Origin of the sequence: Kordiimonas sp. (genome assembly GCF_048264555.1) — a bacterium.
In the GTDB taxonomy this organism is placed as follows: Bacteria; Pseudomonadota; Alphaproteobacteria; order Sphingomonadales; family Kordiimonadaceae; genus Kordiimonas.
The window spans coordinates 917,180-936,972 of sequence record NZ_JBLXCX010000001.1 but is presented as its reverse complement, the minus strand read 5'-3'; the positions used below and the strand labels follow the sequence as shown (position 1 = coordinate 936,972).

20 protein-coding genes and 1 tRNA gene are annotated in these 19,793 nt (G+C 55.8%); 9 read left to right on the top strand and 12 right to left on the bottom strand.

The genetic code is table 11. The features are described from left to right. Positions 1–109 precede the first annotated feature (109 nt). Together ACN0XZ_RS04580 and ACN0XZ_RS04575 are read left to right on the top strand one after the other, a co-directional pair. Positions 110–997: a DNA-processing protein DprA gene (locus ACN0XZ_RS04580; RefSeq protein ID WP_417456529.1), complete on the top strand. Its 888-nt coding sequence runs from the start codon at positions 110–112 to the stop codon at positions 995–997. Positions 998–1,002: 5 nt separating this feature from the next. Beyond that, complete coding sequence (locus ACN0XZ_RS04575; RefSeq protein ID WP_417456528.1) at positions 1,003–1,665, top strand: hypothetical protein; 663 nt, start codon at positions 1,003–1,005, stop codon at positions 1,663–1,665. Positions 1,666–1,833: 168 nt separating this feature from the next. Here the strand turns inward: ACN0XZ_RS04575 and ACN0XZ_RS04570 are convergent. The 5 genes from ACN0XZ_RS04570 to hemC all read right to left on the bottom strand — a co-directional run bounded on the left by ACN0XZ_RS04570 (position 1,834) and on the right by hemC (position 6,389). Next, a tRNA-Thr gene (locus tag ACN0XZ_RS04570) sits at positions 1,834–1,909 on the bottom strand. 167 nt (positions 1,910–2,076) lie between these two features. Beyond that, positions 2,077–3,465 (bottom strand): heme biosynthesis protein HemY, encoded by a 1,389-nt coding sequence (locus ACN0XZ_RS04565; RefSeq protein ID WP_417456527.1) that lies wholly within the window; start codon positions 3,463–3,465, stop codon positions 2,077–2,079. Next, positions 3,462–4,703 carry a COG4223 family protein gene (locus ACN0XZ_RS04560; protein ID WP_417456526.1) on the bottom strand — a complete coding sequence of 414 codons (1,242 nt, stop codon included), beginning with the start codon at positions 4,701–4,703 and terminating at the stop codon, positions 3,462–3,464. The genes ACN0XZ_RS04565 and ACN0XZ_RS04560 overlap by 4 nt, the downstream gene beginning before the upstream one ends. 34 nt (positions 4,704–4,737) lie before the next feature. After that, complete coding sequence (locus tag ACN0XZ_RS04555; protein ID WP_417456525.1) at positions 4,738–5,433, bottom strand: uroporphyrinogen-III synthase; 696 nt, start codon at positions 5,431–5,433, stop codon at positions 4,738–4,740. Then, positions 5,430–6,389, bottom strand: coding sequence for a hydroxymethylbilane synthase (gene hemC / locus ACN0XZ_RS04550; protein WP_417456524.1), 960 nt, complete (start codon positions 6,387–6,389; stop codon positions 5,430–5,432). The genes ACN0XZ_RS04555 and hemC overlap by 4 nt, the downstream gene beginning before the upstream one ends. A gap of 121 nt (positions 6,390–6,510) precedes the next feature. On the opposite strand from hemC, the gene tsaD reads away from it, so the two are divergent. The 5 genes from tsaD (at position 6,511) to ACN0XZ_RS04525 (ending at position 9,832) form a co-directional block, all read left to right on the top strand. Next, a complete protein-coding gene (gene tsaD, locus ACN0XZ_RS04545; protein WP_417456523.1) occupies positions 6,511–7,632 on the top strand; it encodes a tRNA (adenosine(37)-N6)-threonylcarbamoyltransferase complex transferase subunit TsaD in 1,122 nt (373 codons plus the stop codon). 64 nt (positions 7,633–7,696) lie between these two features. Then, entirely contained in the window at positions 7,697–8,689 is a 993-nt protein-coding gene (locus ACN0XZ_RS04540; RefSeq protein ID WP_417456522.1) for an NAD(P)H-dependent glycerol-3-phosphate dehydrogenase, read from the top strand. Between the two features lie 16 nt (positions 8,690–8,705). Then, positions 8,706–9,008 carry a YciI family protein gene (locus ACN0XZ_RS04535; RefSeq protein ID WP_417456521.1) on the top strand — a complete coding sequence of 101 codons (303 nt, stop codon included), beginning with the start codon at positions 8,706–8,708 and terminating at the stop codon, positions 9,006–9,008. Between the two features lie 23 nt (positions 9,009–9,031). Then, the gene (locus ACN0XZ_RS04530; RefSeq protein WP_417456520.1) at positions 9,032–9,439 is read left to right on the top strand and encodes an EVE domain-containing protein; all 408 of its coding nucleotides are present in this window, start codon (positions 9,032–9,034) and stop codon (positions 9,437–9,439) included. A 12-nt stretch (positions 9,440–9,451) separates the two neighbouring features. Beyond that, a complete protein-coding gene (locus ACN0XZ_RS04525; protein WP_417456519.1) occupies positions 9,452–9,832 on the top strand; it encodes a Rieske (2Fe-2S) protein in 381 nt (126 codons plus the stop codon). A gap of 12 nt (positions 9,833–9,844) precedes the next feature. On the opposite strand, the gene ACN0XZ_RS04520 is transcribed toward ACN0XZ_RS04525, so the two are convergent. The 3 genes from ACN0XZ_RS04520 to ACN0XZ_RS04510 all read right to left on the bottom strand — a co-directional run bounded on the left by ACN0XZ_RS04520 (position 9,845) and on the right by ACN0XZ_RS04510 (position 11,808). Further along, positions 9,845–10,510, bottom strand: coding sequence for a hypothetical protein (locus tag ACN0XZ_RS04520; RefSeq protein ID WP_417456518.1), 666 nt, complete (start codon positions 10,508–10,510; stop codon positions 9,845–9,847). Between the two features lie 108 nt (positions 10,511–10,618). After that, positions 10,619–11,137, bottom strand: coding sequence for a tetratricopeptide repeat protein (locus ACN0XZ_RS04515; RefSeq protein ID WP_417456517.1), 519 nt, complete (start codon positions 11,135–11,137; stop codon positions 10,619–10,621). Between the two features lie 149 nt (positions 11,138–11,286). Further along, positions 11,287–11,808: a SixA phosphatase family protein gene (locus tag ACN0XZ_RS04510; protein ID WP_417456516.1), complete on the bottom strand. Its 522-nt coding sequence runs from the start codon at positions 11,806–11,808 to the stop codon at positions 11,287–11,289. Positions 11,809–11,872: 64 nt separating this feature from the next. Here ACN0XZ_RS04510 and ACN0XZ_RS04505 point away from each other — a divergent pair, with 64 nt between their 5' ends. Further along, on the top strand, positions 11,873–12,487 hold the full coding sequence (locus ACN0XZ_RS04505; RefSeq protein WP_417456654.1) for an alpha/beta fold hydrolase: 615 nt from the start codon (positions 11,873–11,875) through the stop codon (positions 12,485–12,487). Positions 12,488–12,491: 4 nt separating this feature from the next. On the opposite strand, the gene ACN0XZ_RS04500 is transcribed toward ACN0XZ_RS04505, so the two are convergent. Next, positions 12,492–13,331, bottom strand: coding sequence for a class I SAM-dependent methyltransferase (locus ACN0XZ_RS04500; protein WP_417456515.1), 840 nt, complete (start codon positions 13,329–13,331; stop codon positions 12,492–12,494). A gap of 31 nt (positions 13,332–13,362) precedes the next feature. Continuing rightward, positions 13,363–14,043, bottom strand: coding sequence for a glutathione S-transferase family protein (locus tag ACN0XZ_RS04495; protein WP_417456514.1), 681 nt, complete (start codon positions 14,041–14,043; stop codon positions 13,363–13,365). Positions 14,044–14,263: 220 nt separating this feature from the next. Here ACN0XZ_RS04495 and ACN0XZ_RS04490 point away from each other — a divergent pair, with 220 nt between their 5' ends. Next, a complete protein-coding gene (locus tag ACN0XZ_RS04490; protein ID WP_417456513.1) occupies positions 14,264–16,543 on the top strand; it encodes an ATP-binding protein in 2,280 nt (759 codons plus the stop codon). A gap of 56 nt (positions 16,544–16,599) precedes the next feature. Here the strand turns inward: ACN0XZ_RS04490 and acs are convergent, their stop codons facing one another. Continuing rightward, a complete protein-coding gene (gene acs / locus ACN0XZ_RS04485; protein ID WP_417456512.1) occupies positions 16,600–18,537 on the bottom strand; it encodes an acetate--CoA ligase in 1,938 nt (645 codons plus the stop codon). Positions 18,538–18,669: 132 nt separating this feature from the next. Then, positions 18,670–19,665 carry an SAM-dependent methyltransferase gene (locus tag ACN0XZ_RS04480; RefSeq protein ID WP_417456511.1) on the bottom strand — a complete coding sequence of 332 codons (996 nt, stop codon included), beginning with the start codon at positions 19,663–19,665 and terminating at the stop codon, positions 18,670–18,672. Positions 19,666–19,793 lie beyond the last annotated feature (128 nt).

The following is a 19,793-nucleotide window of genomic DNA, read 5'->3' as shown; positions in this document are numbered from 1 at the left end:
AGTAGGTCGCAAAGCATATGGTGCGTCAGGAATGACTCGGATGGCCGGCAATCTACCTTGGCCACCAGCAACCAATTGATAACTTATACGGGCGGTATATACTGTTTAAATGAACCTAATTGCGCCACCTACAAACTCGCCCTTTGAGGCAGCTGTCGAACCCGATTTAGAACTCGGAGCTTATGAAGCTCTATGGCTGCAGCAGGGCGCTACATTCAAAAAGATCGCTGATCGTTTTCGCAATGATCCCACAGCACTTCCTAGCGATTTTGTTAGTCGGTCTGAGGCTATGGAATGTTTTAAGAAGATCTTAGAGATTTTCGAGAAGAAGGAGCTGCATGCTTTTGGTGTCAGGCTCAATCAAACACTTAACTACCCACCTCGACTAAGAGAAGCCAGACACCCATTGGAACTACTGTATTTCCGGGGCCTATGGGAACTCATGGATTCCAAATCCATAGCCGTTGTTGGCAGTAGAAAAGCTAGCGATGCTGGGAAAGCGCGCGCACGCCGATTAGCTCATGGATTGGTGGAGCGAGGCTATACCGTCGTATCGGGCCTAGCACTTGGCATCGATTCAGCCGCCTTAGATGCCGCGATGGGATGTGGCGGTCGGGTTGTAGGAGTAATCGGCACCCCCATATGCGATTACTACCCGAAAGAAAGCCGTAGCTTGCAGGAGAAAATTGCCACCGAGCACCTATTGATCTCCCAAGTACCGGTCTTGCGGTATTATGAGCAACACTGGGCATCCAATCGCATATTCTTTCCCGAACGAAATGCGACGATGAGCGCTATCTCTCAAGCAACCATTATTGTCGAAGCCAGCGATACATCGGGCACGTTGGTACAAGCACGCGAAGCGTTACACCAAAAACGTAAATTATTTATTCTGAATTCCTGTTTTGAGCGGGATGATATTTCGTGGCCCGAGCGCTTCTTGAAACAAGGTGCAATTCGGGTGAGAGATTTTAGCGATATCTGGAAACACCTTTAAAATAAATGCGCATTATTAGGCTCTCACTCCAGACCGTAAATATTCACCACTATTTAGGTGAGGATGACGAATGCGGTTATATGTATGAGTACACGCCTTTTAGGCACACTAATGGCCTCACCTGGAACTTCAGCCAAGGTAACCGCTTCATTACAAATCTGAAAAAAAAGCCCAACACGCGTGGTACAAACCAATGGCAGCATAAAGTTCGTGCCATGCGCCTTGCTACAAAGCTGATTTCAGAACTTATTCCTGACGAATGGCATCGAGTAGTAACCTACGTTCCTATTCCGCCGTCGAAAGCGTCGGACCACCCCGAGTACGACGAAAGAATGTCAACCGTCTTGAACGGTATTCAGAAAGAGTTTCCAATCGACGTGCGAAACCTCATTCGCCAAACCCAAAGTACCGCAGCATCGCACGAACAAGGCGCCCGGCGCCTACGGCCGGACGAGCTCCGAAATATATATACCATTGACCATGAACTCATTCATCCCACCCCTACAACCATAATGATCGTGGATGACGTTCTGTCTATGGGGAGTCACTTTCGGGCGGCAAAGGACCTGTTGAGTGAACATTTCCCGCAGGCCCACATAATGGGCCTTTTTCTTGCTAGAACTGTCATACCAGAACAATATATGGACCAGTATCAAGGGCCAATTTAAGGTACAATTCAGGTACAAAAGCGGAAATTCGTGGAAAAGTATCTATTTTGGTCAAGGCTAACAGGCCAAAAATAACCGAAACTTGCGTTATTTCTGCATACTGCGGCATCGTAAGCTATTGATATATAAGAAGATAAATCCATAGCTACAAGTACAATCACAGGTAAGTGGTGCCGCTTACGTGACTCGAACACGTGACCCCATCATTACGAATGATGTGCTCTACCAACTGAGCTAAAGCGGCGTCCCGAACGGGAAGGCGGCGGCGCGAGGGCCGCTACAGGCGGGCTGTATACCGGATGGCCGGGGTGTGGGCAAGCGTTTTTTGGCATCAGCCGCGCCCGCAAAAGCCGCTGGAAAGCTGCCCCAAAGGTGCGCTGGAAGCGCAGAATTCAGCGGCTCAAAGCCACCTTATTCATCCCGGGTGTGGGTGTCCCGGCCCATGGGCTCAGTATCGCTCCCGCTGCTGGCGAGAAGCGAGATTGTTTGCTCCGCCGTATAGCTTTTGCGCGGGCCCGCGTGGCCGGTGCGGGCGTGCCAGTCAACGGTATCAAACCCCCCGCAGTTGGGGCAGAGCGGCGACCATGCGTGCGGTGTGTGCCCGCAAGGTTCACAAAGCCAGCCTTCGCCCTCTTCAGCGTGGTTGAGCGCGCTTTCGATAGGGTCAGGGTTTTCACCCAAAGCATGGGCAAGGGCCAGGCGGTATTGCCACGCAGCACGGGTGGGTGCGAGCTTGATAAGCTTCTCCAGCACCGGTTTGGCGGCGTCATATTGCCGTGCGTCCATCAACGCGTCGGTCAGCAGCAGCATGGACTGGCTATCATCCGGCTTGCGGGCGGTGAGCGTGCTCACGCGTTTGAGCCAGTCTGTTGCGCTTTCGGCGGCGTCCAGCTCCTTGAACACGCGGGCAAGGGTTGGGTGCGGGCACGCGGCCCAGGCATCCTCAATAAGCTTGGTGGCGCGCTTCTTGTTGCCCGAGGCCATCTCAAGCTTCACGAGCGCGGCTGTGGCGGGCGCAAAATCCGGCCGGAGCGACAGCACCCGTTTGAAGCCTTTTTTAGCAGTCGCAGCATCGCCCTTGAGGTTAGCTTCCGTGGCCTCCGCAAACGCGAGCGCACCGCGGTGTTTCTTAACGCGGCTGTCGTTCATCAGTTTTTCTTTGGCCACTTTATCAAGGGCGGCGGTTGCCTCAGCCCAGTTGCCCGCGGCAACCTCAAGCGAGAACAGGGTTTTTAGAACCCATGGGCTTTTGCGGTTTTCCTGAAACGCAGTGCGGGCAAGGTGCAGGGCTTCGCTTTCCCGGCCCAGCCGCTGGGCTTCGCCCACAAGGCCGCGCAGGCCAAGGAAACGCCCGTCGTCTGAGGCTTCAAGCGCCTGATAGCGTTTTGCGGCGCGTGCGTAATCGCCCGCGCGGGAGGCTGCTTCGGCGGCGATCAGATGCACCATGGGTTGGGGCGGCAGCAGTACCTCCGCCTGCTCCACCAGTTTGGCGGCGAGCTTGTGGTCTCCGGCAGAGAGTGCTACCAGCGACTGGTTCAGCATCTTGAGCCCACGGCCCTGGCGTTTGATCACCGAGTTGCTGCCAAAAAACGGCATATCGCGCTTGAGCCAGCCATATAACCACACGGTAAGGGCCGCGAGCGCCATCAGCCCCGCCGCAAAGCCGGTGAGGGCAGCAAAACTGGTGTAAAAACGCATGCCCTGAAAGTCGATCGTGACATTGCCGGGGTGGTCCGCAAGCCACGCCGCACCTGCCGCCACAGCCAAAATGCCCACAAACAACAGCAAAAGCCTTGTCACGCGCCATTTCCTTCCGCATTTGGCACCGCCACACCTTCGCCCCGCATTGGCCCCACGTCCGCCACACCCGCGATGAGGTTATCAAACGCCGTAAGCGTCTCGATATGCGCTTTGGCAGCATGGCGCCAAGGCTCGCTCGCGCCAAGGGCAGGGCCTTCTAAACCCTCAAGAATTTCAACCGCACCGGTGATATTGCGGGCGGCCAGCGCGCGCTCCGCCTTCAAAAGGGCAGCGTCAAGCCCGGTGGCGCCCGCATCCGTGCGGCGCACGGTGAAAAGCTTGGTGAGGAAATTGCCGTCTGCCTTTTCGGTCGCCTTAAGGGCGGCGGCGGCCATGGCGTCAAAGTCGCTCACCAGCTGGGTATAAGGCACAATGCCCGCGCCCAAGCGCTCCAGCGTTACGAGGTCAGCGCCAATGCGTTGCTGGTCAAGCGCCGGAAGGGCGGCAAAATCGCTTTTAAGCGCGTCCAGCCCGCTACCAAACGACAGGCCCGCGATGGCCCTGTCCTTGAGCCGCCCGAGCGATAGCACAAGCCGCCCCCGCGGGTTGGCTTCCAACGCACCCGCTTCCACCGCTTTCATCGCGCCCTCAAGCGCTTGCAGCCGGTTTTTGAGGTGTGTACTTTCCGCCCGCGCGAGTGCGAGCGCACCGCTCAGCTCCTCAACTTTTGGGTCGTCTGTTGTGCTAATATCGGAGAGCCGCGTGATATCCCCCTGCAGGCGCGCGATATCCGCCTGAAGGGAGGCGATTTCCTCCGGTGCCATGCTGGGCGCACCAGTGCCCGCTGCACTCGCCGCCACTTGAGATATATCCGCCCGCAGTTGCGCCCGCGCGTCATCCGCGGCCTGAAGCGCCTCCTCATGCTGGGCCAGTATCTCCTGATGCCGCTTCAGGCCATCTGTCAGGGCTTCAACGCCTTGCTGCAGCCCGGCCGTATCCGCTGCATTTGCCGGTGGTGGCGGCGGTTCATGCCGGAGGCCAAGATACGTAAGGCCGGGGTCGAACGTGGGCGCAACATACACCCCCGCCATAAAGGTGCTGAGGCCAAGTGCGGTGAGCCAACCAGCCTTCGCGCCCCAGGACATGCCTGTCTTTTTTGGCTTGGCAGCAGGGTTTGGCGGTTCATGCTCCGCGATCACTTCCGCGTCGATAAACTCGGGCTCTGGCTTGCCGGTTTCCGGCTCGCGGGCCTCTGGTGTTTCCTGATCGGATGATGTGTTTTTGGGCTCTGTGACCACAGAAAGCTCCCTTGATCCTGATATCTACCCGGCCTTAGCTGAGCAGGGAAAACAGCGCTTTTTCCGTCGGAATAATGGCATAGCGCACAGACCGCCATGGCCCGATGAGGTTTTCCGCCACCCGCGTTGAAAGGCACGCGGCGTCCATCTTGTTCAGCCAGTCCGAGCGGCCATATTCCGCTGCCGCTTCCTCAAAGATGGTGGCTGTGCGCGGCGAATAAAAGAGTGCCATGTCAATTTCGCCTTCTTCCATGGCTTCCTGCACCCCGGCTGAGAAGCTGCGCATGGGCCGCGCCTGATAGGTCACGGTATATTCGGCGTCTATGCCTTCGCCGCGAAGCACGTCCGCGATGTTATAGGAGATATTGGTACCGCCAAGATGAGTATATTTGCGCTTTTCACTAACACCACACTCCAGCAGGATCGGCACCATCTGGCGTGCGGTGCCGGGGCCGACGGTGACGTTGGTGAACCCAAGCGCCCGCGCTTCCTCAGCGGTTTGCTCACCCACCGCAAAGATGGGGCGCCCCTTGTTGCCGATGTTGGCGAGGCCAAGCCGCGCGCCGTTTTTGCTGGTGACAATCAGGCTGCGATCTTCTGACGGGATTTCAAACGAAACCGGATCGATCTGGATCATGGGCGCGATGATAACCGTGTGGCCCATCGCTTCGAGCTTCTCAGCCGTTGGATTGGCTTCATCGATCGGTCTTGTGACAAGTACGGTGCTCATTCGATCTCCGCTTCAATTGCGCTTGCGAGGTCTTTGAAAAATGCCTCGCCCGCATCCCCCCGGATCGCGGTTCCCATATCCTGCCCGAGAGCGCGGGCGGCATCAAGCTCTGGCTCGCATGTGCCTGATTTCTCAAACACCGTGCGGCCATCAAGGGAAAGCAGCATCGCGCGCATCGCGAGCCTACCGCCTTGCATCTCGGCATAGGCCGCGATGGGTGTACGGCAGGAGCCGTCAAGTGCGGCAAGGAAGGCCCGTTCCGCCGTTACCGCCAGCGCCGTTTTACTGCAATGAAGCGGGGCAAGGCGCGAAGCCATCACATCATCTGCGCTTCTGATCTCAACCGTCACAGCCCCTTGTGCTGGTGCAGGCAGGAAATTATCCAGTGGCAGGATTTCAGTGGCAGCATCGCGCATATCAAGCCGGTTGAGGCCCGCGAGCGCGAGGAAAGTGGCGTCCGCCTCACCATCCCCCAGCTTCCTCAGCCGGGTTTGTACATTGCCCCTGAAGGTCACCACCTTGAGGTCCGGCCTGAGCCTCAGCGCCATTGCGCGCCGCCTGAGCGACGCAGTGCCCAGGTTTGCCCCCTGTGGCAGGTCATCAAACGAGCCATACTGGGTGCTGATAAACACATCCCGGGCATCTTCACGCGGCAGGAAAGCCTTAAGCTCAAGCCCATCAGGCAATTTGGTCGGCATATCTTTTGAGGAATGCACGGCACAGTCGATACTGCCGTCCAGTAGCTGGTCTTCAATCTCTTTGGTGAAAAGGCCTTTGCCGCCCGCGTTCATCAAGTGCCGGTCAAGGATACGGTCGCCTGTGGTTTTGATCACCACGATCTCAATGTCACTGTCCGTAAGGTCGTCATGCGCGCCGAGAAGCCGTGCTTTCACGTCATTCGCTTGCGCAAGCGCCAGTGGGCTACCCCTTGTACCGATTTTAATGCTTTGTTGCACGAGACCCTCTCTCAGTGGTATCGGACGCGGCAAACAGGTGCCGCTTCTCTTTGATGCTCTTCAAGATATGGCTTATAGAGCGTAAGAGCGTGACGCCCAAGCCCCAAACACAGGAATTCGCATGACCCAACCCCCAAGCCAAAATGCCAAGGCGTTCGCCCGCCCTATTGTGCTGGGGATTGAAACAAGCTGCGACGAAACCGCCGCCGCCATCGTTGCGGCTGATAAAACCTTGCTCGCGCACCGGGTACTCTCGCAAATTGATGACCATGCGGAGTTTGGCGGTGTGGTGCCAGAGATCGCCGCACGGCAGCATATCTCACACCTGGATCATCTGCTTGACGCCCTGATGAAAGACGCGGGCCTCACCTTTGGACAGCTGGATGCGGTTGCAGCCACCACCGGCCCGGGGCTGGTCGGGGGCCTGATGGTGGGGGTGATGACCGCCAAAGCCATCGCCAAGGCGACGGGCAAACCTTTTGTCTCCGTCAATCATCTGGAAGGGCACGCGCTCACAGTTCGGCTGGCTGACGATGTACCGTTCCCGTACCTGTTGTTGCTGGTCTCCGGCGGGCACTGCCAGATCTTGTCCGTCACCGGGGTCGGCAACTACCGGCGGCTTGGCACCACCATTGATGATGCCGCAGGCGAGGCATTTGACAAAACCGCGAAGCTTCTGGGGCTTGGTTACCCGGGTGGCCCCGCCGTTGAGGCCGCCGCGCGCGAGGGTGATGCAGAGCGGTTCACGCTCCCTAGACCCATGGTTGGCAAACCGGGGTGTGACTTCTCTTTCTCGGGCCTTAAAACAGCGGTGCGCCGGTTGGCGGAAGACTGTGTGGCCCATGAGGGTGTGCTGACCCACAAAGACAGAGCCGATATTTGTGCCGCGTTCCAGAAAACGCTGGCCGCCTGCCTTGTTGACCGCCTCACCCGAGCGATTGCGCTTTTCCGCGAAGAAGCGGGGTCGGGTGAACTCCCGTTTGTGGTGGCGGGTGGCGTGGCCGCGAACAGCTACCTGCGGGGCGAGCTGGAAGCGCTCGCGAACCGTGAAAACCTTAAGTTCTTCGCGCCGCCCATGGCACTTTGCACCGACAACGGGGCCATGATCGCATGGGCAGGATTAGAGCGTTTTATGATGGACCCCATGATCAACGACATGGACGTTTCTGTCCGCCCACGCTGGCCGCTGGACGGTGACGCCAAACCCATGGTGGGCAAAGGAAAAAAAGGGGCAAAGGCATAAGCACCCTTGCCCGCGCGGTCCGTTGCGGGCAATCTAGAACAAGAATTCAGGCAGGAGAGCAAGCGTGCAGAAAATTGGTGTTTTAGGGGCCGGTGCCTGGGGTACAGCGCTCGCCGCTGCGGCAGCCGCCGCTGGCCGCGACACGGTACTGTGGGCGCGGGAGGCTGAGGTTGTCGATGCCATCACCAAGACCCATGAGAACACACCGTTCCTGCCCGGTGTGACGCTCGACCCAAAGCTTAAAGCAACCGGCGAACTCAGTGACCTCGCGGACCGTGACGCCATTTTGCTCGTTTCACCCGCGCAGCATCTGCGCACCATGGTGCGGGACCTGAAGGAGCATGTGCCGGACGGTGTGCCGCTGGTGATCTGCTCCAAAGGTATTGAGGTGGCGACTGGCAAATTGCTGAGCCAGGCCGTTGCGGAAGAAGCGCAGGGAAACCCTGTGGCGGTTCTCTCTGGCCCGACGTTCGCGATTGAAGTGGCGCGCGGCCTGCCCTGTGCGCTGACGCTTGCGACCGAAGACAAAACTACCGGCATGAAACTTGTGGAAGCGCTTGGGCGTCCCACCTTCCGCCCTTATTATAATGCCGATATTGTTGGCGCGCAGATCGGTGGCGCGGTGAAAAATGTGCTCGCAATCGCGACCGGTATTTCAGCCGGATTAGGTGTGGGTGAAAATGCCCGTGCGGCCGTGATCACACGCGGCTTGGCCGAAATTATCCGCTTTGGCAAACTCTATGGTGCGCGGGAAGAAACCCTGATGGGCCTCTCGGGCCTTGGTGACCTGATCCTCACTTGCTCAAGCACCCAGTCTCGCAACATGTCGCTCGGCAAAGCCATTGGCGAGGGGCAAACGCTTGAAGAGATTATGGCTGGCCGACGGTCGGTCGCGGAAGGCGCTCATACGGTTGAGATTGTCTATAAAATCGCGGCGGAGAAGAAGCTCGACATGCCGATTACCACTGCCGTTTACCGTATTTTGAAGGAAGGCAAGGATGTGCGTCAGGTGATGGATGACCTGATGGCGCGCCCCTTCACAAGTGAAAACACCTAACCACGAGGAGACAGCCATGCTGTTCGTTATTCTGGCGAAAGACAAACCGGGTAGCCTTGATGTACGCATGGCCAACCGGGAAGCACACCTGAAGTATCTGGGCGGCGCGGGCGACAGAGTGAAAGCTGCGGGTCCCCTTCTTGACGGCGCAGATGAGCCCAAACCAATCGGCAGCATGATTGTGATTGATGCGGCATCGGAAGGTGCGGTGCGCCTTTTTGCTGACAATGACCCATACGCAACTGCCGGGCTTTTTGAAAGCGTTGAAATTCAACACTGGCTGGGCGTGCTTGGCGACTGGGTCCCTAAAAAAGCATAATCGGCACAAAACAGGAGGCAGGCATGGCTTACTGGCTGGTGAAATCGGAACCCGAGGATTGGTCCTGGCAGGACCAGTTGAGCGTGGATAAAGAACCCTGGACTGGGGTTAAGAATCATCAGGCGCAAAAAAACATGCGTGCCATGAAAGCGGGTGATGAGGTGTTTTTTTATCACTCCGGCAAAGCGCGTGAAATTGTCGGCATCTGCACGGTTGCGGTTGGTCCTTATGATGACCCATCCGATGAAAAAGGCCGTTTTTGCCTTGTGGACCTCAAGGCCGTGAAGCCAATGCCCGCACCCGTCAGCCTTGCCGACATTAAAGCCGATGACCGTTTGCACCACCTTGCGCTCGTGCGCCAATCCAGGCTTTCGGTTTCTGAAATTGATGCAGAGAGTTGGAAGTTGATCTGTGCAAAGGGTGGCCTTTAGGCCGGACGCTTCATGCTAAAACCTTCCCCTTTAGAGCTCGAGGATGTGCCCGCTGGGCCACCGGCTGGGACCCTGCTCGCCCGCCTTGAGGATCTACCCGCGCATGGCGGCAAGGAGCTTGTGTTCAAAGACGGTACCCTTGTGCTCAGGCTTCTGGTGCAACGTTTTGGTGGCGGCGCGGTCGTGTATGAGAACCGCTGCCCGCACGCGGGCACGCCGCTCAATATGTTTGACGACAAGTTTGTTGATATAACCGGCAGAAGGCTTCTGTGCCGCACGCATGGTGCACTGTTTGAGATTGAGGATGGCCGCTGCGTACGCGGCCCCTGTAAGGGCGACCACCTTCGGGCTGTGGCTATTGAGATCAGAGACGGGGCTATTTACAGCCTGTAGCGAATATTGGGTTTAGATCATCACCGTGCCAGCACGACGCTGTTGTGTGGGTGAGGGCTTGCGGGCATTGCCCGGCAGTTCAACAGACACCGCCCGCCAATAGCTCTGATAGCCGTCTTCATGAATCACAGACTTCAGCACCATGGAGAATTCAGGGTCATAATAAACCGTGTTGGTTTTGCGCTTCGCTTCGTTACCCTTCTTGTATTCCGTCACAATATCCACCACAAAAACCTTCCGATCCCCGCTTGAGAGCGAAATGGTTTTTTCACCAATCACATGGATATTGGCCCAGAAATCGATGGCGGTGCCACGGTTGATATTCTTGGTATTGCCGCTGAAGCTGACTTCCTTACCAACCTTGAGCGGAAACAGTTTCTCGAGCGTGCTGTAATCAAAATCGGCTTCATATTGATAACCAAACTCGATACCGCTGACATTATAAAGCCCGCGATAATAGTTGTGCACAACTACCCGTTCGTCGTTCCAGAAATATTCGGTGGTGACAAGCTTGTCGGCAACCTTGGTGACCTCGGCGAAAAGCTCCTGCCCGTGACGCTGGATGACAGCCCTTGTGCCGACGATTGCGCTCGGCGTAGCAGGGGCGCGCGCAACCGGGTCGCACGCTGCCAGAAACACCAATGTTAAAGCCACACAAAGGCGCGTTACCATAGGCACGCGGTTGTCTCCCAATCTATCCTCATGCCCGTCATATCACCCATTCTTATAAGTGGGAAGAGCCGTGCTTGATCAGGCACGGCTCTTTTTCTGTTTGGGCGTCAGCTTTTAGGTCGGCCTGGCGTCTTGCGGTTTGCCCGACTGGTTCCCAGCACGACGGCCATCAGCCAGATCAATATTGTGTTGAATAACCATAGACCGGGGCGCAAAGCGCAGGCCTTCTTTATACTGCTCATAAGCGCGGTCAAAATCACCGGTCTCTAGATAGATGTTGCCGCGGTTATTGTAGAAGCGCCAGTTGTTGGGAACGATGCGGATGGCGTTATCGCAATGTTTCATCGCGCTTTCCCATTCCTCGTCCATGATATAGGTCACACAAAGACCGTTGTGAACGCGGGCGAGCTGCATTGTGGTCAGGTTATTGTCGAGCGTACGTTCGTAGATCTTCCGCGCGCCGGCGCTATCTCCAGTCAGAATCAGATCGTGAGCCCGCGCAAGGCTTTCTGAAGCCCGCATCACGATTTCAAACTTCATTGCACTGCCAGAATCTAACCTGTCTGCGTTCGCCGCCGTGGCAAAACCCAGCGCACAAGCCGCAAAAAGGACCGGACGAATTAATTGGTACATAAGGACCTCCACTTCACTGCTCCCCGCACTTCCTCGCCCCACGCACACCATCACTATAGCACTATTTCCCCGTTCGTGCATCTGGCTCATGTTTGTGGCGCACAGTATCGCGCAATGGTTACACTATAACCATTTTGGTTGTGAGGCAACTAAGCGTTGGTTTGGTCCCTTGGACGCAAAAACTGTTTCAATACACCAGTTGAAGGTGAAACATCGTTGAGCCTAGCGTCCGGAAATTCGATATCCGCAAACGTTCCGGTTGGATATTTATAATCAAGCGCTGTCAGAAGTTCGCTCTCGCCTGTGTAAACCAGATGTTTTGCAACATAGTGGAACCCCGGGTTATGCCCCACCAGAAGCGCGCGGCTGAACGGCCCGGCATCCGCACGGATGATACTGAGGATCGCCTGCACGCTCGCGCCGTAAAGCGCTGGTTCAAACTGTACCGGCCAGGAAAAATCACCCGCTTCCATCACCAAATCAAGCGTTGCACGCGCTCTAAGGGCTGTTGAGCAAAGAACAATCTCCGGCGCAAGCCCTTGGCGGGCCAACGTACGCCCCATGTTCGCGGCGGCCTTCTCGCCGCGCGGGCTAAGCGGACGGTCATGATCCGAAAGGCTCATGTCCTCCCAATCAGACTTCGCGTGCCGCAACAAATAAAGATTTGCCAATGCCCATCTCCTGTCTCATTGTTCGCGCCCAACATGCCACCCTTGGTGACGGAGCTTTCCTATGATGACAGATTTTTTGATCGACGGCACTGGGGAAAAAGCCACCTTCCTTTTTGCCCATGGCGCAGGGGCTGGCATGGAAAGCCCGTTTATGAAATTTTTCGCCGCTGGCCTTGCAGCCCGTGGCTTTCGGGTCGTGCGATTCGAATTTCCCTATATGGCGGCGCGCAGGGTAGACGGGAAAAAAAGACCCCCAGACCGCGCGCCAAAACTGATGGAAGCGTTCCGAGCCGCGATTTCGCAGGCATCCAATACCCGTAAGCTTATCATCGGCGGCAAATCAATGGGCGGACGTATCGCCAGCATGCTCGCGGCCGAAGAGGCTGGCCTCTGTGACGGGCTCTTGTGCCTTGGCTACCCTTTCCATCCGCCAGGCAAGCCTGAAAAATTGCGCACCGATCACTTGGCCGATATTGCTGCGCCGACCCTCATCATACAAGGAGAGCGCGACCCCTTTGGAGGCCGCGCCCTTGTTAACGGCTTAGACTTACCCAAAAACTTCCAACTGCACTGGGCGCCAGATGGTAACCATGACCTGAGCCCCAGAAAAGCATCGGGCCATACGGCTGAAAGCAACTGGAACGCGGCGATGGATGCCATCGCCGCCCATTTCAGCTAAAAATTTATTTCGCCACCTTCATGAACTTGAGGGTCATGCGGTCGCTTTCACCAATGGCTTCATATTTTTCCTTGTCCACCTCTTTGAGGGCAAGTACAGGTGGCAATGTCCAGACACCTTGCGGATAATTGGCTTCATCCTTCGGGTTGGCATTCATCTCGGACGATTCCACCAGCTTGAAGCCATGGGCTTCAATTGCCGCGACCAGCTCGCTTTGTTTCCAGCGGCCTTTGCCAGCCGCCGCCAAACGGTCACCGTCAAAGTCTTCACCGATACGGTGCTGCACCACGCCAATAACACCGCCCGGCTTCAGCATGGACCAAGCCTGATCAAAACCACGGTCGAAAAAGTCCCGCCGCAACCAGTTATGAAGAGCACGCACGATAATAATAGCGTCAAGGCTCTCCGCCTCAACAGGCAGTCCCTCCTGTGCCGGAATCCATGTTGCAACAGCGTTTGGGCCAAACACTTCACGCTGGGCTTCAAATTTCTCCGGATAGGCCCGCAAGTTCGCAGAATAGTTGGCGTATTCCTTATATTCTTCCGGGTGGTGCTCAAGGCCAACGTAGCGACCATTGTCCTTGAGAAGTGGGCCAAGGATACGGCTATACCAGCCGCCACCCGGGTTCACCTCAGCCACTGTCATCTCGGGCGTGATACCCAAAAACCGCAGCAACTCTTCAGGGTGACGCGCGGTGTCACGGGCGGCTTCACCTTCCGCACGCGCCGGGTTTTCATGCACTGCCTTCCAGATGGCATCTTTTTCATGCCCGTCTGCGAAGGCCGCTACGGATAAACTAACAGCTGTGGCAGCGCCAACGGCCCATTTCATCATCTGTTTCATCAGGTCTCTCCCTTATCCCTCAATATTACGTCTACCGCTGCAGCATCTGCTGGGCGGCTTTTACAAACTTCTCACTCGCATCCTTCTGGCCCAGGTCAGGGCGCGGCGGCTTATTCAGGCCCGCCTTCACGGCCTCACGCTCACCAATTTTATCAAGCCAGGCTTTCAGCGCATCAAGGCCATCCAGCTCAACACCTGCCCAGGCATGCGCACGTACCCAGCACCAATTGGCAATATCGGCGATGCTATAGTCTTCCCCGGCAAGGTACGGGCTTGCCTGCAAGCGTTTATCAAGCACACCGTATAGCCGACGTGTTTCGTTCTGATATCGCTCGATCACCGCAGGAATCTTCTCCGGGAAATACCGGTAAAACACATTGGCTTGCCCCTGCATCGGCCCCACCCCGCCCATCTGGAACATCAGCCACTGCATGACCACTGAGCGGCCTTTAGCATCCTGCGGCATAAGCTTGCCGTATTTCTCTGCGAGATAAACCAGAATGGCGCCCGATTCGAACACCGCAAAATCATCGTTTTCATGGTCGACAATGGCTGGAATCCGGCCATTTGGGTTAATCTTGAGATAAGCGTCCTTCTTCTGCTCCCCGTCGCTCAGGCTCAGAACCTTCAATTCATAAGGCACGCCCATTTCCTCAAGCGCGATTGAGGCTTTGTACCCGTTTGGCGTTGCCGCTGTATAAAGCGTGATCATGGTTTTGGGCCTTCCTGAGTTTAAGAAAAAAGCTTAGGCGTGGATAAGATAGCCGTATTGCAGGTGAATTAAAGGTCACACACGATAACATTTCTGGCATCAATAGCCGCCTAGAAGCCTCTCTGAAAAGCGATCGATGCGGTCACGTATAAGGACAATCTATACTTTCATCTTATTTGCGATATAGTTGAGTTGTAGCGTGGAAATAAAAAGAGATTTTATGACCAAGCGTAGTTGGCGGGCAGTACTGCCGCCACTCATACTCGCTGTTATTGTCGCTATCTTTGCGGCGTGGCAGGAAAATAACCTGACCAAGGTCCTTCAGGGGCAGGTTCAAGGAACGCTTGAGAACACCCTTAAAGATAGCCAACTTGCCGCGCGAAAATGGCATCAAACCCACACCGCACAGATATCGGCAATTGCCCAGAATATCGAAATTCTGGAAGGCACCGAGGCTCTTATGAGGCTCAGTACTACTGAGGAAATTCTGCAGTCCTCAGCCCTTTCCAATCTACGCTCGCATCTGTCCCGGCTGCTTACCAATTATGGTTATCTTGGCTTTTTTATCATCACGCCTGATGGCGCAAGCCTCGCGTCCATGCGAGACAGCAACATCGGCACGACCAACCTGATCGCAACCCTCGCGCGCGAGCGGTTTGAACAAGCCGTTAGCGGCTCAGCAACCATCACCCATCCATTGCAAACAGACGTGCCTGTCGTAGGCGCAGGTGGCGTGGTTTCCAAAGCGGCGCCAACCATGTTTTCGCTCGCGCCCATTCGCAACAGAGCCGGCGACGTGATTGCGGTTTTCACCTTGCGTATGAACCCGCTGACCGAGTTTTCGCCTATTTTCGCACGCGGCCAAACCGGCCTGACCGGTGAAACCTATGCATTTGATAGAAACGGCACCATGCTGAGCGAGAGCCGTGCGATCGACCGATTACGGTTCCTGGGGCTTGTCAGCACGAACGAGACCAGCACGCTTAACGTCTTGGTGCACGACCCCGGTTTTAATGCTTTTGACGGCTCCGGCGAGGTCAACATGGCTGCGAAACCTCCCACACTGATGGCGGCAAGTGCACTAGAAGGCAATGCGGGCACCAGCCTTACACCTTACCGCAACTATTATGGCCTGAATGTTATTGGCACCTGGGCATGGGACGATGACCTCGGCATTGGCATCGCAACGGAAATGGCGAGTGATGAGGCATACGGCGTGCTTGAAGCCAGCGTGGCAACTATCCGCACTTTTGCAGCCTGTACCGTAGTCATGATTATGCTTTTGGCCTATGCGCAGCACCGAAATCGCCGCAAACGGCAGACGCAGGAACTTGAAGTCCTCAAAGCACTGGATCAGGCAGAACAGGCTAATCAGGCCAAGATGGTGTTCCTGTCTTCCATGAGCCATGAACTGCGGACACCGCTCAATGCTGTTATCGGGTTTTCGCAACTGCTACTGGACGAGAAAACCGTGCAAGGCAACCCTGAGCACAGGGAACAGATCAAACATATTCACACAAGCGGGGAGCACCTTTTGGCGCTTGTCGATGAAGTGCTTGAGTTTGCAAAGCTGGATCTTGGTGCATTGTCTTTTAACTACGGCCGTACCCACGTCGGGGAAGTGGTAGCAAGCACAATCAAAATGGTCGAAAAATTGGCCGCCGACCGGCATGTCACAATCGAGTATCGAGGTGCCGCCTTTGAAGAGATGCCTCAAATCTGGACGGATGTCACGAGACTGCGGCAGGTTCTGCTCAACCTGCTGTCCAACGCCGTAAAATACAATCGGCGCGGCGGCACAGTGACAGTGAAGGTCACGCTTGAAGCGAAGTATGCTTTCTTCAGCGTAGAAGACAGCGGTCGCGGCATCGCAGAGGAAGACATGAGCAAACTGTGGGAGCCGTTCACCCGGCTCGGCGCAGAACAAAGCGAAGTTGAAGGCTCTGGCATTGGCCTCGCTTTTTCACGCAAGATTGTCGAAGCCCTCGATGGTGAGATCGGGGTCAAAAGCACGCTCGGCGCGGGCAGTCGTTTCTGGTTTCGCCTGCCTCTACATCTTTCAGCAGAAGCAGTTGAAAAACCGGTCAAGAAAGAGGTTGGCTCTAGCATAGATTCCTCACACCTCAAGGACATCAAGGTGCTGTGCGTTGAGGATATCGAGCTCAATCAGGAAATTGTCCGCCGCATGCTCATGAAAGCGGGCATAACCCGGCTTGATTTTGCGGGTGACGGCAAATCCGCGCTGGAGAAGTTGAAAACAGACACATTCGGCGTGATTCTGCTGGATATCAACCTGCCAGATATGGATGGTTTTGAATTTAATAGGCAAAAAGCCGGGCTTGGCCTCGCGAAACAAACCCCGGTGATTGCCCTGACCGCGAGCACATCTGTTGAAACGCGCCAGATGGCCAAAGAAGCTGGCATAAACGGTTTTGTCAGTAAACCGATCAAGTTCGATATCTTGATCCGTGAAATTTCTGCGCACACCAGTACAGATTAATCGCTGAGCTACTCAACCAGAAAGAACAAGGGGCGCTTTTGCGCCCCCTTAAACCCTCACCTATTCAACCTGTTTTCAATCAGGTCATCAACAACACTGGGGTCGGCGAGCGTTGATGTGTCACCAAGGTTGCTGAAATCATTCTCCGCAATTTTGCGCAGGATACGTCGCATAATCTTGCCTGACCGGGTTTTGGGCAAACTGGGCGCAAACTGGATATGATCGGGTGTTGCCACCGGGCCAATTTCCTTGCGCACAAAAGCCACAAGCGCCGCCCGAAGCTCTTCACTTGGTTCCACGCCGTGCGGCGGTGTCACATAGGCATAGATGCCCTGACCTTTGATATCGTGCGGGAAACCAACAACGGCCGCTTCAACAACCGCCTCATGCTCATCAAGCGCGGCTTCAATCTCGGCTGTGCCCATACGGTGGCCGGACACGTTGATCACGTCATCTACACGGCCTGTAATCCAGTAGTAGCCGTCTTCATCGCGACGACAGCCATCACCGGTGAAATAGAGCCCCTTATAGGTGGAGAAATAAGTCTGAATGAACCGGTCATGGTCCCCATAAAGCGTGCGCGCCTGCCCAGGCCAGCTATCCTTGATCACCAGATTGCCGGATGTTGCCCCGTCAAGGTACGCTCCCTTCTCATTCACGAGCGCGGGCTGAATGCCAAAAAACGGGCGGGTGGCTGAGCCAGGCTTGAGGGCGGTCGCGCCCGGAAGTGGTGAGATCATCACCCCGCCGGTTTCAGTCTGCCACCACGTATCCACGATGGGACATTTTTCCTTGCCCACAACACGGTGATACCAATGCCAGGCCTCCGGGTTGATTGGCTCGCCCACGCTACCCAGCAAGCGTATGGATGAAAGGTCATGCTTCAATACAGGCTCATCGCCCAAACGCTCAAGCGCCCGGATCGCCGTTGGTGCAGTATAGAAGATATTGACCTTGTGCTTGTCACACACCTGCCAGAAACGACCCGCATCCGGATAGGTTGGTACGCCTTCAAACACAAGCGTTGTGGCGCCGTTCGCGAGGGGGCCATAGACGATATAACTGTGGCCCGTAACCCAGCCCACGTCAGCCGTGCACCAGTAAACTTCGCCCTTCTTATAGTCGAACACATAGTCGTGTGTCATCGACGCCCAAACCATATAGCCGCCCGTGGTATGCAACACACCCTTCGGCTTACCGGTTGAACCGGAGGTATAGAGGATGAAGAGCGGGTCTTCCGCGCTCATCTCCTCAGGCGCGCACTCCGCGTCCACACCTGCAGCCGCTTCATGATACCAAAGGTCACGCCCCTTGGTCCATTCAACCGCACCACCGGTGCGGCGCACGACCACCACGCTCGCCACATTCGGGCATTTCTCAAGTGCTGCATCCACATTCGCTTTAAGCGGTACCTTCTTCGCGCCGCGCAGGCCTTCGTCTGCGGTGACCACAAGGGTCGATTCGCAGTCAAGGATACGGCCCGCCAGCGCATCAGGGGAGAAGCCGCCAAACACTACCGAATGCACCGCACCGATGCGCGCGCAAGCCAGCATGGCATATACCGCCTCCGGGATCATCGGCATGTAAATCGTAACGCGGTCGCCTTTCTTGGCACCACGTGCCTTCAGCACATTCGCGAACCGGCAAACCTCGCTATATAGCTCACCATAAGTGATGTGTTTATGGTCTGCCGGATCATCACCTTCCCAAATGATGGCCACGTCTTCCGCGCGCTCCGGCAGGTGCCGGTCAATACAGTTCACAGAAGCATTGAGCGTGCCGTCCTCAAACCAGCGAATGGAAACATCGCCCTCAAAGCTCGTATTCTTGATGCGGGTGTAGGGAGTGATCCAGTCGATACGTTTTCCCTCTTCGCGCCAGAAACCTTCCGGATCAACAAGCGAACGCTCATACATCTCCAGATATTTTTCGTTGGTGCAACGGGTACCATCAAGTGCCGCTGGTGGCACCGGAAACGTTAAATCTTCGCTCATGACCTTTACTCCCTCCAATTAACTGAGCCAGTTAACCGAGGGGATCATGACGGCAGAAGGCAATCGTTGCAAGCTCTACTATGGCAACGATGTCATTTTCACGATTCTAGGGATGTGATTGGTTCTTGAGGCCTACCAGTCAGACATCATGGATGGGCCACCGGATTTTTTGTTGCACACGATCCGCCACAGCTTCAGATCACCCGTCTCAAGCATCTTTTTGCGGCGGGTCCAGAACTCGGCTTCCCGCATCAGCGTCTGGATCATCATGGTGCCGTCGTCACGCTTCGCAAGCGCGGCTGCGACTTCATCTGCCCCCGCCCATGCCTTGTTGATCATTTCAACATATTGCATGCTGATATCTTCCGAGACTCGCACTTGCAGGCGGTTCTTCTTCAGGATCTCAACAAGATCGTCCGACAAAACGGGATAAGGATGATGCCGCTCACCCACCACCCACTCTTTATAGCGGTCTTTCCCCAACACAGCATCGCTTGAGATGACATATTCCGTCAGCAGGAAAAGCCCACCGGGTTTGAGCTTGTCTTCAATCTTGGCCACCATCGCATTTTTGTCTTCGATGGTGTAGAGCGCTTCTTTAGAGAGGGCGCGGTCATACTTTCGGTCGAAACCGTCAAATTCTTCAGGGTTATACTGTTCAAGCTGCGCCTTTTTCTCGAGCCCGGACATTTTCGAGAGCTTGCGGCCCTTGTCCACCAGCATTTGCGATTCTTCGAAACCAGTGATCCAGACACCAAAACGGTCCACAAGCACCCGCGCAGGCCCACCAAGGCCCGCACCGATCTGCAACATGGACATCTCAGGGCTCAGCGCCAGAAGTTTGGACAGGGAGACGATATAGTCCGGGCCTCCAGGGCCACAAAAACCCTTGCCCCAGATATACTGGGCGATATCAACGGTCGCAGTATCCCAAGGGTCGAGGTTTTCCGCAGTCGCAGCTTTAGGCGGCGCCACATCAGCTTTCGCTGGCTCCTCAGCTGGCGCTTCAGGCGCACGGCTGCTGATACGCTTTTTGATATCTTCCGTATCATAGCCTTCCCACCAGGCCTTCAAGCGCAATTTCAGCGGTACATCTGCACCTTTTTTTGGTTTCTGCTTAACTGCCAATGCTCACACCCACGCAATGGAAACAGGACCACACCCCATCGGGTCCTGTCTCTTCTCTCCTAGATATGAAAACCGATCAGAAACATTTTGCAAGCATGATCGATTAAAATTTTAGTAAAATTGGCTCA

What these genes read in the sequence shown, in the direction of transcription:
- ACN0XZ_RS04525 (WP_417456519.1), top strand. Translation starts at nt 9,452, where the DNA reads ATGCTAAAACCTTCCCCTTTAGAGCTCGAGGATGTGCCCGCTGGGCCA.
- ACN0XZ_RS04555 (WP_417456525.1), bottom strand. Translation starts at nt 5,433, where the DNA reads ATGAGCACCGTACTTGTCACAAGACCGATCGATGAAGCCAATCCAACG.
- ACN0XZ_RS04495 (WP_417456514.1), bottom strand. Translation starts at nt 14,043, where the DNA reads ATGATCACGCTTTATACAGCGGCAACGCCAAACGGGTACAAAGCCTCA.
- ACN0XZ_RS04530 (WP_417456520.1), top strand. Translation starts at nt 9,032, where the DNA reads ATGGCTTACTGGCTGGTGAAATCGGAACCCGAGGATTGGTCCTGGCAG.
- ACN0XZ_RS04490 (WP_417456513.1), top strand. Translation starts at nt 14,264, where the DNA reads ATGACCAAGCGTAGTTGGCGGGCAGTACTGCCGCCACTCATACTCGCT.
- ACN0XZ_RS04580 (WP_417456529.1), top strand. Translation starts at nt 110, where the DNA reads ATGAACCTAATTGCGCCACCTACAAACTCGCCCTTTGAGGCAGCTGTC.
- ACN0XZ_RS04535 (WP_417456521.1), top strand. Translation starts at nt 8,706, where the DNA reads ATGCTGTTCGTTATTCTGGCGAAAGACAAACCGGGTAGCCTTGATGTA.
- tsaD (WP_417456523.1), top strand. Translation starts at nt 6,511, where the DNA reads ATGACCCAACCCCCAAGCCAAAATGCCAAGGCGTTCGCCCGCCCTATT.
- ACN0XZ_RS04515 (WP_417456517.1), bottom strand. Translation starts at nt 11,137, where the DNA reads ATGTACCAATTAATTCGTCCGGTCCTTTTTGCGGCTTGTGCGCTGGGT.
- ACN0XZ_RS04575 (WP_417456528.1), top strand. Translation starts at nt 1,003, where the DNA reads ATGCGCATTATTAGGCTCTCACTCCAGACCGTAAATATTCACCACTAT.
- ACN0XZ_RS04505 (WP_417456654.1), top strand. Translation starts at nt 11,873, where the DNA reads ATGACAGATTTTTTGATCGACGGCACTGGGGAAAAAGCCACCTTCCTT.
- ACN0XZ_RS04500 (WP_417456515.1), bottom strand. Translation starts at nt 13,331, where the DNA reads ATGAAACAGATGATGAAATGGGCCGTTGGCGCTGCCACAGCTGTTAGT.
- acs (WP_417456512.1), bottom strand. Translation starts at nt 18,537, where the DNA reads ATGAGCGAAGATTTAACGTTTCCGGTGCCACCAGCGGCACTTGATGGT.